Here is a 14,877-nt window from a genome sequence, read left to right on the forward strand (position 1 = left end):
GCGCGTCTTTGAGGATCATTCTTGATCGGCGCGGCGGCGGTCGCTCTAGAATTTCCGCACGGAATTACTTCTTACAGCGACACGCTCCGAGCCCCCCCATGACATCCAGCCGAATGCTGCAGCCGCAGCCCGCTTCACCACGCCTTGCCGCTCTGCGCTCACTGAGCCTGAACGCCAAGATTTGCCTCACCGCGACCGTGCTCGTGATCTTCAGCCTCGCCGCCACCTCGACCGTCACCGGCATCCGCAGCAGTGGCAGCGCCGAGGAATCGAGCATGAAGCTCGCGCGCACGACCGCCCGCGAAGCCGCCGCCGCGGTCCAGGCGCGCCTCGGCGCGCACCTGACGACCGTACTGGGCGTCGCACGCGCCATGCGCACGACGCGCGGGGCCGACGCGCCGCTGACCCGCGACCAGGTGAACGAGTTGGTCAAGGCGACGATCCTCGATTCGGAAGACTTGAACGGTTCCACCGTCACGTGGGAACCGAACGCGCTCGACGGCAAGGATGCCGAGTACGCCGGCAAGCAACCGGAATACGACGACACCGGCCGCGCGATGCCCTACTACTCGCGCCAGGCCGGCGGCGGCCTGCACGTCGAACCCATCGTCTTCACGCACAAGCCGCACGGCGACGACTGGTACGACATCGCGAAGAACACGCGCAAGACGTATATGACCGAGCCGCATACGTATCCCATCGACGGCAAGCCGGTGGCGATGACGTCGTTTAACGTTCCGATCATCACGAAGGGCGAAGTGCGCGGCGTCGTCAGCGTCGACTTCGGCCTGGCGCGCCTGGGCGAAATCCTCGCGTCGATGAAGGTCATCGACGGCGGCCGCCTGGCGCTCGTCTCGAACGGCGGCCTGTACGCCAGCAATCCCGACCCGGCCCTCACCGGCAAGAAGGCCGCCGACATCCCCGCTGCCGGCCTCGAAGCCGTGCGCCAGGGCCAGACCTACGAGTATGCGGACACGCAGGGCCAGGTCCACCTGCTGCAACCGATCCAGCTGGCGGCCGACATTCCGCCGTGGGCGATCGAGCTCAGCTTCCCGCAACGCGTGGTCACCGCAGCCTCGCGCGACCTGCTCACCTACACGCTGCTCGTGTCCGTCCTGTGCGCCGTCGCGGCGGCAGCCGTGCTGGTGGCGGTGCTGAACCGCCTGACCAAGCCCCTGCGCGTGCTCGCCGCTGCCATGGCCGGCCTCGCCGGCGGCAACGCCGACCTGAACGCGCGCATGGACGTCAAAGGCAACGACGAGCTCGCCAAGATCGCCGGCGGCTTCAATGACTTCGTCGCCAAGCTCCAGCACGTGCTGGCGCGGGTGCGCCACAGCTCCGACAGCGTGGCGGTGGCCAGCACCGAGATCAGCCAGGGCAACGCCGACCTGTCGGCCCGCACCGAGCAGCAGGCCGGCGCGCTGGAAGAGACGGCCGCGTCGATGGAAGAGTTGACGTCGACGGTCCGCCAGAACGCCGACAATGCACGCCAGGCCAATCAGCTCGCGCAAGGCGCGTCGGAGATCGCGGCACGCGGCAGCGCCGTGGTGGCCCAGGTGGTCGATACGATGGGCTCGATCAAGGCATCGTCGCAGAAGATCGTCGACATCATCGGCGTCATCGACGGCATCGCCTTCCAGACCAATATCCTCGCGCTGAATGCGGCCGTCGAGGCGGCCCGCGCGGGCGAACAGGGCCGCGGCTTCGCGGTGGTCGCGAGCGAAGTGCGCAACCTGGCGCAGCGCTCGGCGTCGGCCGCGAAGGAGATCAAGGGCCTGATCGGCGACTCCGTCGAGAAGGTGGGCGCCGGCAGCACCCTCGTCGGCGAGGCCGGACGCACGATGGAAGAAATCCTCGCGAGCGTGCGGCGTGTCACCGACATCGTCGTCGAGATCAGCGCCGCCAGCACCGAACAGAGCAGCGGCATCGCCCAGGTCAACCAGGCCATCGCGCAGATGGACGGCACGACCCAGCAGAATGCGGCGCTCGTCGAGCAGGCCGCGGCAGCATCCGAAAGCCTGCACGACCAGGCCGCGCTGCTCGTGTCGCTCGTCGGCGAATTCCATATCGACGCCGAAGCGCCCACGGCAGCCCAGGGCAATCCCGTTCTTCTCCGCACCACCAGGAAACAAATCAGTGAATAAGTTCAAACACACCCGCCCCCTCGCCTGCGCCATCGCGGGCGCCTGCCTCGCCTTGGCGGCCGGGGGCGCATCCGCGGCAGACGCGAGCCCCGCCGGCGCGGACGCGCTGACATTCGACGGCGCCATCCGCATGTGGGTGGAAGCCCTCAGCTGGAACGACCAGCGCAAGGGTACGCTCGAATTCGACACCGCGCGCCTCGGCTTCAAGTACGACGACGGCCGATTCCTCGCCGCGGGTCGCGAACGGTATTACCACTACACGAGCCGCCAGACCGGTGCCGGCAAAGGCGCCGACATTCTGTTCAACGAATACCTGTGGGCCGGTTATCGCTTCGCCGACAAGGGCGAACTCCACGTCGGCCAGGACCGCATGCCCTTCGGCATCCTGCCGTATGCCTCGAATAACTTCTTCGAATCGATCGCGTGGTACGCGGGCTACGAAGACACGTACGCGCTGGGCCTGCACTACCTGCGCAAGATCGGTGACCTGAACATCGACGCCGCCTTCTTCCCGTCGGATGGCCGCCACCTGCTGTCCTGGACCCGCAGCGTCGGCGAACTCGACGGGCTGGATTCCGTCCGCTACAGCAACCACCTGATGACGAGCTACGGCCGCGAAGAGAAAAACACGTCCGTCGCGCGGGTCGCCTACCCGCTGGCGCTCGCCGGCGGCAAGGTGGAAATCGGCGCCTCGGCGCTGGCGGGACGGCTCGCTGCGACGAGCCCCGCGCTGTCCGACGGCAACCGCCGGGCCGGCGCCGTGCACGTGGCAGGCACGTTCGGCAATCTCGGTGTCCAGCTGGAGACGGTCAAGTACGCGAACGACTTCACGGGCAACGGTTCCGTTGCCGGCAACTGGTACGGCGCATGCGACAACGACTGCGTGCTGATCGGTGCATTCGGCTTCACGAACCGTCTCGCGGCGCGCGGCCACATCGACATCGCGAACGTCACGTACAAGATTCCCGGCTCGATCGGGCCCTTCAGCCAGTTCATGGTCTACAACGACTGGAGCCGCATCCGCAAATCGGCCGCGGGCTACGCGGACAGCTACCAGAACGTGACGGGCGCGACGTTCTCGTCGGGCGGCTGGGTGGCCATGATCGACGTCTCGAACGCGACGAACCAGCCCTACCTGTCACCGGGCTTCGGCAATGCGCTGGGCGCCGGCGGTGGCGCCAAATCGTCCGGTCATCGGTTCAATGCTAATATCGGCTATTACTTCTGATGCGAGGCCGTGCCGCGGCCTCCACTTTCCGGAGAAGCCATGGCCCAGGAACTCGTCTACGAGCGCGGCATCGAGGATGCGAAGCAGTTCGCCCGCATCCTGTATGTCGCGCACGCGCTCACTTTTTTCTTTTCGCTCGGCACGCTGTCGATCCTCGTGCTGATCGTCAATTACATCCGGCGGCCGGACACGGCCGGGACGATGGTCTACACGCACCACACGTGGATGATCCGGTCGTTCTGGTTCTACGTGCTGTGGATGGGCATCGCGCTGTTCCTTGCGATTACGATCATCGGGATACCGCTGGCCTGGCTCGTGGGCGCGGGCGCGTGGGTGTGGATGGCGTACCGCATCATTCGCGGCTTCCTTGACCTGAACAACAATCGCGCGATGCCGGTGTGACCGGTGCTCAGAGCTTGCTTAATGCCTGCTCGATATCGGCGATGAGGTCGTCGACGCCTTCGAGCCCGATATTGAAACGCACGAGCGCGCCGGCATCCGTCCAGTTGCGCCGCATGCCCTGCATCCGGTACGGCACGGCGAGGCTGTGCGTCCCGCCCCAGCTGTAGCCGATGCCGAACAACGCCAACGCATCGACGAAGCGGTCGACCTGTTCGCTCGCATAGCGCGCATCGAACACGACGGAGAACAGCCCACCGGCGCCCGTGAAGTCGCGCCGCCACACGTCGTGGCCGGGGCAATCGGGAAACGCCGGGTGCAGCACCTTCGCGATTTCCGGCCGGCCCTTCAGCCATGCCGCCACCTTGCGCGCCGCGGCATCGTGCGCGTCGAAGCGCAGCTTCATCGTTTCCAGGCCGCGCAGCACGAGGTAGACATCGTCCGCGCCCACGCCCATGCCGAGCCGCATGTGCGACGCGGCGATGCGGTCATTGAGCGCACGGTCGCGCGTGATCGCGGCGCCCATCAGCACGTCCGAGCCGCCCGACTGGTATTTCGTCAGCGCCTGCATGACGACGTCGGCGCCGACGTCGAAGCCGCGCAGCGCGAGGCCCGCGGCCCACGTGTTGTCCAGCGCGACGGGGATGCCGCGCGCGTGCGCGGCCGCGCAGATCGCGGGCAGGTCCGGCACCTCCATCGACACGGACCCGGGGGCCTCCGTCCAGATCAGCTTCGTGTTCGGCTGGATCAGGTCCGCGATGCGCGCACCGACGAGCGGGTCGTAGAAGCGCGCTGAGACGCCGAAATCGTTCGCCAGCCAGCGTCCCAGCTCGCGCGTGGGGTTGTACACGTTATCGGGCAGCAGCACGTCGTCGCCTGCCTTCAACAGCGCCAGCAGGATCATCGAGATCGCGGCGAGGCCCGAGGGCGCCAGCAGACAGTGCTCGCCCCCTTCGATGGCGGCCAGGCGCGCCTCCAGGGTGAACGTCGTGGGTGTGCCGTGCAGGCCGTACGTATAGGCCGTCTTGTTGCGCCAGTCGCCCGCGCGCATGCTGGCCACGTCCTTGAACAGCACCGTCGACGCGTGGTGGATCGCCGTCGGATACGCGGCGAAGCCTGCGGGAGGCTCGTAGTCGCTGTGCGTCAGCGTCGTCTCGATGGACTTCTTCGTCACGCCGCCACCTCCGTTCGCAAGCAGGTCAGGCGACGGTCGCCCACAGGTCGTGCGCGTCCGCCTTCGTCACGACGACGTCGATGAATTCGCCCACGGCCGGCTTGGCCTTGCCCGGCGTGAGGGCGCGCTTGATGTGGACGACGCCGTCGATTTCCGGCGCGTCGGCAGCGGAGCGGCCCACCGCGTCACGCGGGCCCACTTCGTCGACGAGGACGCGGATCGTCTTGCCGACCTTCGCCTGCAGGCGCTTGGCGGAGATTTCTTCCTGCAGCAGCATCACACGCGCGCGGCGCTCTTCCTTCACGTCGTCCGGCACCGGGTTCGCGATCTCGTTCGCCGTCGCGCCCTCGACCGGCGAGTACGCGAAGCAGCCGAGGCGGTCGATCTGCGCTTCCTTCAGGAAGTCCAGCAGGTATTCGAATTCCGCGTCCGTCTCGCCCGGGAAGCCCGCGATGAACGTGGAGCGGATCGTGAGGTCCGGGTTCATCTTGCGCCACGCCTGGATGCGGTCGAGGTTCTTTTCGCCGCTCGCCGGGCGCTTCATGCGCTTCAGCACGTCCGGGTGCGCGTGCTGCAGCGGGATGTCGAGATAAGGAAGCACGTTCTCGCCCATGAACGGGATCACCTGATCGACGTGCGGATACGGATACACGTAGTGCATGCGCACCCACGCGCCGTACTGCTTGGCCATCTGGCCCAGCGCTTCCGTCAGCTGCGTCATGTGCGTCTTGACGGGACGGCCGTTCCAGAAGCCCGTGCGGAACTTGACGTCGACGCCGTACGCGCTCGTGTCCTGCGAGATCACGAGCAGCTCCTTGACGCCCGCCTTGAACAGGTTCTCCGCTTCCTGCAACACGTCGTGGATGGGACGCGACACGAGGTCGCCACGCATCGACGGGATGATGCAGAAACTGCAGCGGTGGTTGCAGCCTTCCGAAATCTTGAGGTACGCGTAGTGCTTCGGCGTGAGCTTGACGCCGTGGTCCGGTACGAGGTCGATGAACGGGTCGTGCGGTTTGGGCAAGTGGATGTGCACGGACTCCATCACTTCGGCGACGGCGTGCGGGCCCGTCACGGCGAGCACCTTCGGGTGCACCTTCGTGATGATGTCGCTGCCGGATGCATCCTTCTTGGCACCCAGGCAGCCGGTGACGATGACCTTGCCGTTTTCGGCCAGCGCCTCGCCGATCGCATCCAGCGATTCCTGCACGGCCGCGTCGATGAAGCCGCACGTGTTGACGATCACGAGGTCGGCACCGGCATACGACTTCGCCGTCTCGTAGCCTTCCGCGCGCAGCTGCGTGAGGATCTGTTCGGAGTCGACGAGCGCCTTCGGGCAGCCGAGCGAGACGAAACCGACCTTCGGAGGCGTCGCGTTGCCGGTGGCATCGGTGGTGGCGGGAAGAGGATTGCGGCGGAGTTCTTGCATTGTCAAAGTGCGGCAAAAATTTTGGGCAATCCGCGATTTTACAGCAAGTGGGCGCGGAGAGCACCATGGCGATCGAAATGCCGCAGACTGAACGTGACAATCATTTAACGATGCCGTGACGATGTGCGTATTTCCGCACGTTGCCCGTGTGCTAATCTTCGTTTCCTCATACTAACAACGCCCTGCCGCGTGGGCTCCAAAACATGATCACGAAACTCACTCGCTTCCTCGGCGCGCTCGTCGCCAGCTGCATCGTCACCGGTTGTGCGACCGTCAATCCGATGGCGTTCGACAAGCAGACCAAGGCCATCGACACCAAGGACAAATCGATCGTCCTGATGACGGTCGTCGTCTCCCGCTCCGACGGCAGCCGCTTCGAACCGGTGCCGTACGTCGTCCACGTCGAAAAACCGGGCGCACAGAGCAAGGAAGACCGCCAGAACTTCAAGATCGACAAGGATGTCGACGCGCTGAAGGCGAACGGCCAGGACCTGTATTTGCTGCGCCTCGCGCTCGTCGCCGGCGAATACAAGGTGATGGACGTGTTCGGCATGGCGCGCGCCTTCCCGATCAACGGCATGTTCAGCGTGCCCCTCGTCGCCAAGCTGAACGTCAAGCCGAATTCCGTGACCTACATCGGCCGCGTGACGGCGAAACTGCGCGACCGCGTGGGCGACGAATTCCGCGCCGGCCCCGTCGTGCCGCTGCTGGACCAGTCCATCGCGGGCATGTCCGGCGGGACGTGGGACGTCGCCATCGACAACCTCGCCGACCAGGACATCGGCCTGTTCAAGGCCGCCTACCCGGTGCTGAACAACGTGACGATCGAGACGGCCGCCCTGGCGCCGTTCGACCGCGCGGCCGCCCAGCGCTGGTGGGATGGCGAATCGACGCCGGCCGACAAATCGGCCGAACAGCCGGCAAAGGCGACCGCACCGGCGGCAGCGCCCGCTCCCGCCCAGCAAGCCGCGCCGCGCTGACCGAGGCGCCGTCCGGCGGCGCCGGACGATGCACCGACGAAAAAAAACGCCACCCGAGGGTGGCGTCTTCGTTTGCGCAAGGCGGACGCGCCGGAGCCCTGCCCCGGCACGCCGCCCGCTGCGATCACTTCTTTTCCGGCGGCACTCCAAACGGGAACGCACCGAACATCGCCTTGCTCTGGCTCTGCATCTGCTCCTGCATCTGCAGGAACAGGTTCTTGCTCTGGTCGATGTAGTTGTTCATCATGCCCTGCATCATCGGGCCCTGGATGTTCATGAACTGGGTCCACATCTCCGCGCTGAACGGCTTGCCTTCCAGTGCACCCGCTGCCGAGCCGACGAACTTGTTCTGGATGTCCGTGAACGCTTGCACGTTCTTTTCCAGGTACGAGCCCATCATGCCCTGCATCGCGTGGCCGTAGTAGCGGATGATCTGGGACAGCACACCACTCGAGAACATCGGCACGCCGTGCGCTTCCTCTTCTAGAATGATCTGCAGGAGGATGCTCCGGGTCAGGTCTTCGTTCGTCTTGGCATCCACGACCGTGAACTCGTCGGAATCGAGCACGAGTTGCTTCACGTCGGACAAGGTGATGTAAGAACTGGTTTGGGTGTCGTACAGCCGGCGGTTCGGGTATTTCTTGATCAGGCGTTCAGTGCTTTTTTTAACACTACTCATCTCATTTCCATGTACAGCGCCGTAGCGCATTTATTATGCGGCGACCGCGGGGATCGTCCCGTGGCGTCTCCGATTCCAAGAGGATATCCGCTAAAAATACCACGTTGCGAACGCAGGTGCAGCAATTATTCGCTGAGCAACTGAATGATTTTTTTCACAAGCGTCCGCGAGCCCCTGTTCAATCCGCGCGTGCCTTGACGTAACGGCCCGGTGCGGGCTCGACCGGCGGGAATTGCGCACTGCCCGGCTGCGCCGGCGGCGCGACGTCGTCGCCGCCGAATTCGGCCAGGAATTGCGCCCATTCGGGCCACCAGCTGCCCTTCTTCTCGACGGCGTCCGCCATCCAGTCGGCCGCCGTCTTCGGGCGCGTGCGACTCTCATTGACCCAGTAGCTGCGCTTGTTCTTCGACGCCGGGTTGATGACGCCCGCGATATGGCCCGACGCGCCCAGTACGAAGCGGTTGTTCTTCGGCTTCTTCGGGTTCAGCAGGGTCGTCGACGCGAACGCCGCTTCCCACGGCACGATGTGGTCTTCCTTCGAGCCGTACAGGAAGGTCGGGCAATCGATGCTGCCCAGGTCGACCTTCACGCCGGCCACAGTCAGCGCACCGGGCACCTTCAGCTTGTCCTCGAGGTAGGTGTTGCGCAGGTACCAGCAATACATCGGGCCCGGCAGGTTCGTGCTGTCGGCGTTCCAGTACAGCATATCGAACGCGGGCGGCGTCTTGCCCTTCAGGTAGTTCTGCTGGACATAGTTCCACACGAGGTCGTTCGGACGGAGCGCCGAGAACGTCGTCGCCAGGTCGCGTCCCGGCATCAGGCCGCCGCGCGCGAGCTGCTGTTCGCGCAGCTTCACCTGCGTCTCGTCGACGAAGACGTCCAGCACGCCGGTGTCGGAAAAATCGAGCAACGTCGTGAACAGGCTCAGGCTGTTGGCCGGCTTCTGGCCGCGTCCGGCCAGCACGGCCAGCGCCGTCGCGGCGATCGTGCCGCCCACGCAGAAGCCGAATACGTTCACTTTGTCCTGGCCCGTGATCGCGCGCGTGACGTCCAGCGCGCGGATGGCGCCCTGCTCCACGTAATCGTCCCACGACGTGCCCGCGAGGCCCTGGTCAGGGTTGCGCCACGACACCATGAACACGGTGTTGCCCTGCTCGACGAGGTAGCGGACGAGGGAATTCTCCGGCTGCAGGTCGAGGATGTAGTATTTGTTGATGCACGGCGGAACCATCAGCAGCGGCACCTCGTGCACGGTCGGCGTCGTCGGCGTGTACTGGATCAGCTGGAACAAGGCGTTCTCGAAGACCACCGTGCCCGGCGTGATCCCGACGTTGCGTCCGACCTCGAACGCGGATTCGTCCGACTGCGAGATGCGGCCCTTCTGCAAATCGGCCAGCATGTTCTGCAAGCCTTTCGTGAGGCTCTCGCCCTTCGTCTCGATGATTTTCTGTTGGGCTTCCGGATTCGTCGCGAGGAAGTTCGCGGGCGACATCGCGTCGACGATCTGCTGCACGGCGAAGCGGATCTTGTGCTTGTCGCGCTGCGGGGCCTCGACGGCGTCGGCCAGCGCCAGCAGGAATTCGGAGTTCAGCAAGTAGGACGCGACGCTGTACGCGGACATCGCATTCGCCGTCCACTCGGGCGCGGCGAAGCGCCGGTCGGTGAACGACGGCAGCTTGCCCGTGACGAAGTCCTGCCACAGCTTCAGCGCCTTCTGCATGTAGTCGTCGCGCAGCGCTTCCAGCTTCGCCTGCGACAGTCCGGCACCGATGTCCCCGAGCATCTTCGCCACCGGCGCGAACGCCGCCGTGCCGTCGGCGCCGTCGGGGAGCTTCATCCACGACTGCCAGGCGGAAGGGTCATTGAATTGCGCGAACGGCGCCATCCAGGGAGCGGCAAGCATCTGTGGGGTAGCATCAGGCGTATTCATAAGGCGTCCATTGTGTAGAATCGTTTTATCGACAGCAACCGGAGCATCGCATGTGGATCGTGGCCATAGGATGGATGTACGTCGTGACCCTGATGGCGGCGACGGAGCCGACTGTGGTTGGCGGCATTATGACTTTTTTCGGCTATGGCGTGTTGCCATTCTCAATCGTTTTTTACCTTGCGGGATCGCGCCGCCGGCGCACGCGGAAGGCAGAGACGGCCTTGCGCGCGCCTGATGGGGCCATGATCACGCCGGTGGCAGGTCATGCGGATGGGGCCGTCGCCCACGGTTGCACCGATGGCGGCGGCAGTCGCGGCACGCACTGAGTCGCGCCTATTTGAGCCAGATGAGGCTGGCCTGACGGCCCGTGACGCCGTCGCGGCGGTAGGAATAAAACCAGTCGGCTTCGGTGGCCGTGCACCGTCCGCCGCCATGCACGCGCGTGACGCCGTCGCGGGCCAGCATGCGCCGCGCCAACGCATTCATGTCGGCCAGATACTTGCCCGGCCGACCCGGGTACGGCTTGAACGCGTCGGCCGCCTGCCCCGGCAGCGCCGCTTCGAACCTAGCCAATACGTCGCCGCCGACCTCGAACGCCTGCGGTCCGATCGCGGGCCCGAGCCATGCGGTGATCTCGCCCGCCCCGGCCGCACGCATCGCGGCCACGGTCTGCCCCAGCACACCGGCGGCCAGTCCGCGCCAGCCCGCGTGCGCGGCGCCCGCGACCTTGCCGCCCAGGTCCGCGAACAGCACGGGCAGGCAATCGGCCGTCATCACTGCACACACGACGCCCGGCACCGTCGCGATGCTCGCGTCGCCCGTGAGCACGGGCCCGCCCGGCTGCACGGATGCCGCGTCGACGACGTCGGCGCCGTGCACTTGCGCGATCCACGCGGGCCGGCCCGGCAGGCGTGCCGCCAGCCGCGCGCGATTGGCGTGCACGTGCTCCAGGTCGTCGCCGGTCTGCAGGCCCAGGTTGAGACCCCCGCCGTCGCGGTTGTCGCCATACGGGCCCACGCTGACGCCGCCGCGGCGCGTCGTGGCCAGGGCTCCGAACGCGTCGGGCAGATCGGGCCACTGGTCCGGCGCGGCCGGATCGATCAGGTCGGCATCAGACAAGGGCAAGGACGGGGGCAAGGACGGGGGCAAGGACGGGGGCAAGGACGGGGGCAAGGACATCACAGCGCTTCCGGTTCTTCGATCCCGGCCTGCTCCAAAAGTTCCGCGAAGTCGTCGGCGAGCGGCACGACCCACTCCATGTGCTCGCCCGTGGCCGGATGCGTCAGGCCCAGGCGGCGCGCCTGCAGCGCCTGCCGGTGGAAGAACGACCGCAGGTGCTGCTTGCCGTACACGGTGTCGCCGACGAGGCTGTAGCCCAGCGACTGCATGTGCACGCGGATCTGGTGCGTGCGACCCGTCTCCAGGCGGCATTGCACGAGGCTGACGGGACGGCGGTCCAGCTCCCCGGTCTCCAGCAACTCGTAATGCGTGATGGCGGGCTTGGCCGACGGGCTGTTCGACACGGCCATCTTGACGCGGTCCTTCGGGTCGCGGCTGATTGCGGAATCGATCGTGCCGTACGGCCGCGGCGTGCCCCACACGAGGGCCAGGTATTCGCGTTTCACCGTGCGGGCCTGCAGCTGGCGCACGAGGTCCGTCTGCGCTTCCAGGGTCTTGCCCACGACCATCAGGCCGCTCGTATCCTTGTCGAGGCGGTGCACGATGCCGGCGCGCGGCACGGACACGAGTTGCGGGCAATGGTGCAGCAAGCCGTTCAGCAACGTGCCGGACCAGTTGCCGGAACCCGGATGCACGACGAGGCCGGCCGGCTTGTTGACGACGATGATGGCGTCGTCTTCATGGACGATGTCCAGTGCGATCGCTTCCGGCGTGTATGCGGTATCCTCCGGCGCGGGCTGCGGCACGACGACGATCGTCTCGTCGCCGTACGCGGTGCTCTTGCCCTTCGCGGGCTTGCCGTCGACCATGATGTGGCCTTCGTCGAACCATTGCTGCAGGCGGCTGCGCGAGAATTGCGGCACCAGGCCCGCCACGACCTTGTCCAGGCGCTGGCCGCAGTGTTCCGGGCCCAGTTCCAGAGTGATCGGCGTGTCGTCCGGGGCACCCGCGCCGGAGTGAAATCCGGCGTCGAGCTCGGCGTCGAGGTCCTCGTCCAGGTCGGGGTCGAAAAGGTTTTCCGCCGAATTCGGCGCAGCAGTTAATATCACGTCAGTCCCATCGGCTATAATCAGCCGTTCGTTGAATCTCGGTAAAACTTTCTTGCAATAGAGCTTATGCAAAAAAAATTGTCTTTGGTGGTTGTGACTAGCGTCCTGCTCAGTTTGTCAGCTTGCGGTTTGTTACCGGATAAATCCGACGAAAACAAGAACGTGTCAGCATCGAAATTATACGCTGACGCGCAAGAGGAAATGTCGGGCGGCCACTACGAAGCCGCCATCAAGCTGTTCGAACGCCTCGAATCCAACTATCCGTTCGGCACCTACGCCGCGCAGGCACAGATGGAAATCGCCTATGCGCACTACAAGGCGCAAGACCAGGCGGAGGCGCTGGCGGCCGTCGAACGCTTCATCAAGCTGCACCCGAACCATCCGCAGGTCGACTATATGTACTACCTGCGCGGCCTCATCAACTTCAACGACCAGATCGGCTTCCTGAGCTTCATCTATTCCCAGGACCCGACCGAGCGCGACCCGAAGGCGACGCGCGAAGCGTTTGCCGCGTTCAAGGAACTGGTCGACAAGTTCCCGAACAGCAAGTACGCGCCGGACTCGATCGCCCGCATGAACTACCTGATCGGTGCAATGGCGCAGTACGAAGTGCACGTGGCGAACTACTACTACCGCCGCGGCGCCTACCTGGCTGCGCTGAACCGCGCCCAGAGCGCCGTCACGCAATTCAGCCAGGCGCCCGCGCGCGAGGAAGCGCTGTTCATCATGATCCGCTGCTACGACAAGCTGGGCATGTTCGACCTGCGCGACGACACGCAGCGCATCTTTACGGCCAACTATCCGGACAGCCGCTTCACGGGCGGCAAGGGTAACGGCGACGCGCCGTGGTGGAAATTCTGGGCTAAGGCCGGCCCGAAACCGGCGCCGAAAGACGCCGTGCAGTAATCCTCAAACGCCCGCGCTCATGCGGGCGTTTCTTTTTTCCCTGAAGAACGTCCAGGCGGCTTCCGCGATCTCGACGTCGCCGTTCTGCCGGCCCGTCAACCAGTTGATGAAGGACGGGTAGCGTTTCAGCCGGCTCGGCTCCGCATGGCCGCCACCGTCGATGCGGTACAGCTCCACCTGCATGCCGGCCGGATCGGCGCCCCAGACGGTGCGCGTCACGCTGGTCCCGCATTGCCCGCTGCCGGGGACGATCGTCGACGTCGCGGGCGCATCGTCCAACCCGCCGAGACAGCGCCAGACGGCGACGCTGTCGTCGATGCTCCTCAAACGCCCCATGAAATTGAAGGCATAGCGATACTTGCCGCCGCGGTAAGGCAGCAGCGGATCGGCCGTGCCGCCGGCGATGAGGGCGGGCAGCGCCACCTCGGGCGCACTGCCCGGTCCGGATTCCGGCATCGGGGCGAGGATGGCCGCGAACGCCGCGAGCCGGTGCGGGATGGCGCTCGCGATCCGGTATGCCATCCAGCCGCCGCGCGACACCCCGACCACGTGGACACGCGCCGGATCGACGCCGTGCTCCACGATGGCGCGGGCAATGATGGCATCGACGAACGCGACGTCGTCCCGGCCGGCTGCGCGGGCCGAACGGGCGCAGCCATCGGCCCATCCGCCCTCGCCTGCATCGGGCGCCACGACGACGAAGGGCTCGCGCGCGGCGACTTCCAGCAGCAGTGACAATGGCGACGGCGGGAACGCCCGCCCCATCACCTGCGCCGCCGACGCGCCGCCGCCGTGCAGCACGATGACGAGCGGCCTACCTTCGGGCGGCGCGTCGTCCGGGATGGCGATCAGGTAGCGACGCACGCCCTCGGGTCGAATCAGCTCGCCCGGCACGGCGTCCAGCGCACGACCGGCACTGTCGCTCGTGCCGAGGAACGTGGTCCGCATCAGGCTGTTGAACCGGCGATATGTGCTCATCCCGTCTCCAGCGGTACGGCCGGCGTCAGGCTTCGATCCGGCGGCGGAAGACCCACGCCTTGTCCGTCGACACGGCCGCGTCGAACGCATAACCGTCGACATCGAAGTCCTTCAAGCGCTCGACGTCCGTGATGCCGTTCTCGGCCGCATAGCGCGCCATCATGCCGCGCGCCCGCTTCGCGAAAAACGAGATGATCTTGTACTTGCCGTTCTTCCAGTCCTCGAACACGGGCGTGATCACGGGCACGTCCAGCAGCTTCGGCTTCACGGACTTGAAGTATTCTTCCGACGCGAGGTTCACGAGGACGGACGCGCCTGCATCCTTCACGTCCGCGTTCAGCGCGGCCGTCACGCGCTCGCCCCAGAACGCGTACAGATCCTTGCCGCGCGGGTTCGCGAGGCGCGTGCCCATCTCCAGGCGGTATGGGTGCATGCCATCCAGCGGACGCAGCACGCCGTACAAGCCGGACAGGATGCGCACGCGTGCCTGCACGAACGCGAGCGCGCGTGCGTCGAGCGTGCGCGCCGCGAGGCCCGTGTAGACGTCGCCATCGAACGACATGATGGCCTGGCGCGCCGTCGCATGGTCCGGGTGCCAGTCGGCGTAGCGCGTCACGTTCAGCACGGACAATTGATCGGAGATGTCCATCAACGCGCCGATCTCCGCCGGCGACTTGGGTTTCAAGACGCGGATCAGTGCGGCGGCATCGTCGATGAAACGGGGTGTCGTGCGCTTCCGGGTGGTGGGCGGTGGATCGAGGTCGAGGGACTTGGCGGGCGAAAGAACGATCAGCATTAGGTA

The 14,877-nt window shown here is 65.8% G+C and carries 14 protein-coding genes; 6 read left to right on the plus strand and 8 right to left on the minus strand.

The genetic code is table 11. From position 1 onward, the window contains the following. Window positions 1–98: 98 nt before the first annotated feature. The 3 genes from NX784_RS24735 to NX784_RS24745 are packed head-to-tail and all read left to right on the plus strand — an operon-like array spanning window position 99 to window position 3,774. Window positions 99–2,144 (plus strand): methyl-accepting chemotaxis protein, encoded by a 2,046-nt coding sequence (locus NX784_RS24735; RefSeq protein WP_307736129.1) that lies wholly within the window; start codon window positions 99–101, stop codon window positions 2,142–2,144. Then, window positions 2,137–3,372, plus strand: a complete 1,236-nt coding sequence (locus NX784_RS24740) for a hypothetical protein (protein WP_258819344.1) — start codon at window positions 2,137–2,139, stop codon at window positions 3,370–3,372. The genes NX784_RS24735 and NX784_RS24740 overlap by 8 nt, the downstream gene beginning before the upstream one ends. A 39-nt stretch (window positions 3,373–3,411) precedes the next feature. Then, window positions 3,412–3,774 (plus strand): DUF4870 family protein, encoded by a 363-nt coding sequence (locus NX784_RS24745; protein ID WP_258819345.1) that lies wholly within the window; start codon window positions 3,412–3,414, stop codon window positions 3,772–3,774. A gap of 7 nt (window positions 3,775–3,781) precedes the next feature. Here NX784_RS24745 and NX784_RS24750 read toward each other — a convergent pair whose 3' ends face one another. After that, window positions 3,782–4,945: a cystathionine beta-lyase gene (locus NX784_RS24750; protein ID WP_258819346.1), complete on the minus strand. Its 1,164-nt coding sequence runs from the start codon at window positions 4,943–4,945 to the stop codon at window positions 3,782–3,784. Window positions 4,946–4,970: 25 nt separating this feature from the next. Next, window positions 4,971–6,374, minus strand: a complete 1,404-nt coding sequence (rimO, locus tag NX784_RS24755) for a 30S ribosomal protein S12 methylthiotransferase RimO (protein WP_258819347.1) — start codon at window positions 6,372–6,374, stop codon at window positions 4,971–4,973. A gap of 203 nt (window positions 6,375–6,577) precedes the next feature. Here rimO and NX784_RS24760 point away from each other — a divergent pair, with 203 nt between their 5' ends. Further along, window positions 6,578–7,354, plus strand: a complete 777-nt coding sequence (locus NX784_RS24760; protein ID WP_258819348.1) for a hypothetical protein — start codon at window positions 6,578–6,580, stop codon at window positions 7,352–7,354. A 124-nt stretch (window positions 7,355–7,478) separates the two neighbouring features. Here the strand turns inward: NX784_RS24760 and phaR are convergent, their stop codons facing one another. After that, window positions 7,479–8,033 carry a polyhydroxyalkanoate synthesis repressor PhaR gene (gene phaR / locus NX784_RS24765; RefSeq protein WP_258819349.1) on the minus strand — a complete coding sequence of 185 codons (555 nt, stop codon included), beginning with the start codon at window positions 8,031–8,033 and terminating at the stop codon, window positions 7,479–7,481. A gap of 178 nt (window positions 8,034–8,211) precedes the next feature. Then, window positions 8,212–9,963 (minus strand): class I poly(R)-hydroxyalkanoic acid synthase, encoded by a 1,752-nt coding sequence (gene phaC, locus NX784_RS24770; RefSeq protein WP_370662971.1) that lies wholly within the window; start codon window positions 9,961–9,963, stop codon window positions 8,212–8,214. A 50-nt stretch (window positions 9,964–10,013) separates the two neighbouring features. Here phaC and NX784_RS24775 point away from each other — a divergent pair, with 50 nt between their 5' ends. Then, window positions 10,014–10,289, plus strand: a complete 276-nt coding sequence (locus NX784_RS24775; RefSeq protein ID WP_258819351.1) for a hypothetical protein — start codon at window positions 10,014–10,016, stop codon at window positions 10,287–10,289. 7 nt (window positions 10,290–10,296) lie between these two features. On the opposite strand, the gene pgeF is transcribed toward NX784_RS24775, so the two are convergent. Both pgeF and NX784_RS24785 read right to left on the minus strand, forming a co-directional pair. Then, window positions 10,297–11,082, minus strand: a complete 786-nt coding sequence (pgeF, locus tag NX784_RS24780) for a peptidoglycan editing factor PgeF (protein WP_258819352.1) — start codon at window positions 11,080–11,082, stop codon at window positions 10,297–10,299. A gap of 59 nt (window positions 11,083–11,141) precedes the next feature. Then, on the minus strand, window positions 11,142–12,191 hold the full coding sequence (locus NX784_RS24785) for an RluA family pseudouridine synthase (protein ID WP_258819353.1): 1,050 nt from the start codon (window positions 12,189–12,191) through the stop codon (window positions 11,142–11,144). A 66-nt stretch (window positions 12,192–12,257) separates the two neighbouring features. Between NX784_RS24785 and NX784_RS24790 the strand changes: the two genes are divergently transcribed. Continuing rightward, on the plus strand, window positions 12,258–13,097 hold the full coding sequence (locus NX784_RS24790) for an outer membrane protein assembly factor BamD (protein ID WP_258819354.1): 840 nt from the start codon (window positions 12,258–12,260) through the stop codon (window positions 13,095–13,097). 3 nt (window positions 13,098–13,100) lie between these two features. Here NX784_RS24790 and NX784_RS24795 read toward each other — a convergent pair whose 3' ends face one another. Together NX784_RS24795 and yaaA are read right to left on the minus strand one after the other, a co-directional pair. Then, window positions 13,101–14,075 (minus strand): CE1 family esterase, encoded by a 975-nt coding sequence (locus NX784_RS24795; protein ID WP_258819355.1) that lies wholly within the window; start codon window positions 14,073–14,075, stop codon window positions 13,101–13,103. Window positions 14,076–14,100: 25 nt separating this feature from the next. After that, entirely contained in the window at window positions 14,101–14,871 is a 771-nt protein-coding gene (yaaA, locus tag NX784_RS24800; RefSeq protein ID WP_258819356.1) for a peroxide stress protein YaaA, read from the minus strand. Between the last annotated feature and the right edge of the window lie 6 nt (window positions 14,872–14,877).

The sequence above is a fragment of the Massilia pinisoli genome (genome assembly GCF_024753285.1).
Taxonomy (GTDB): Bacteria; Pseudomonadota; Gammaproteobacteria; order Burkholderiales; family Burkholderiaceae_D; genus Telluria; species Telluria pinisoli.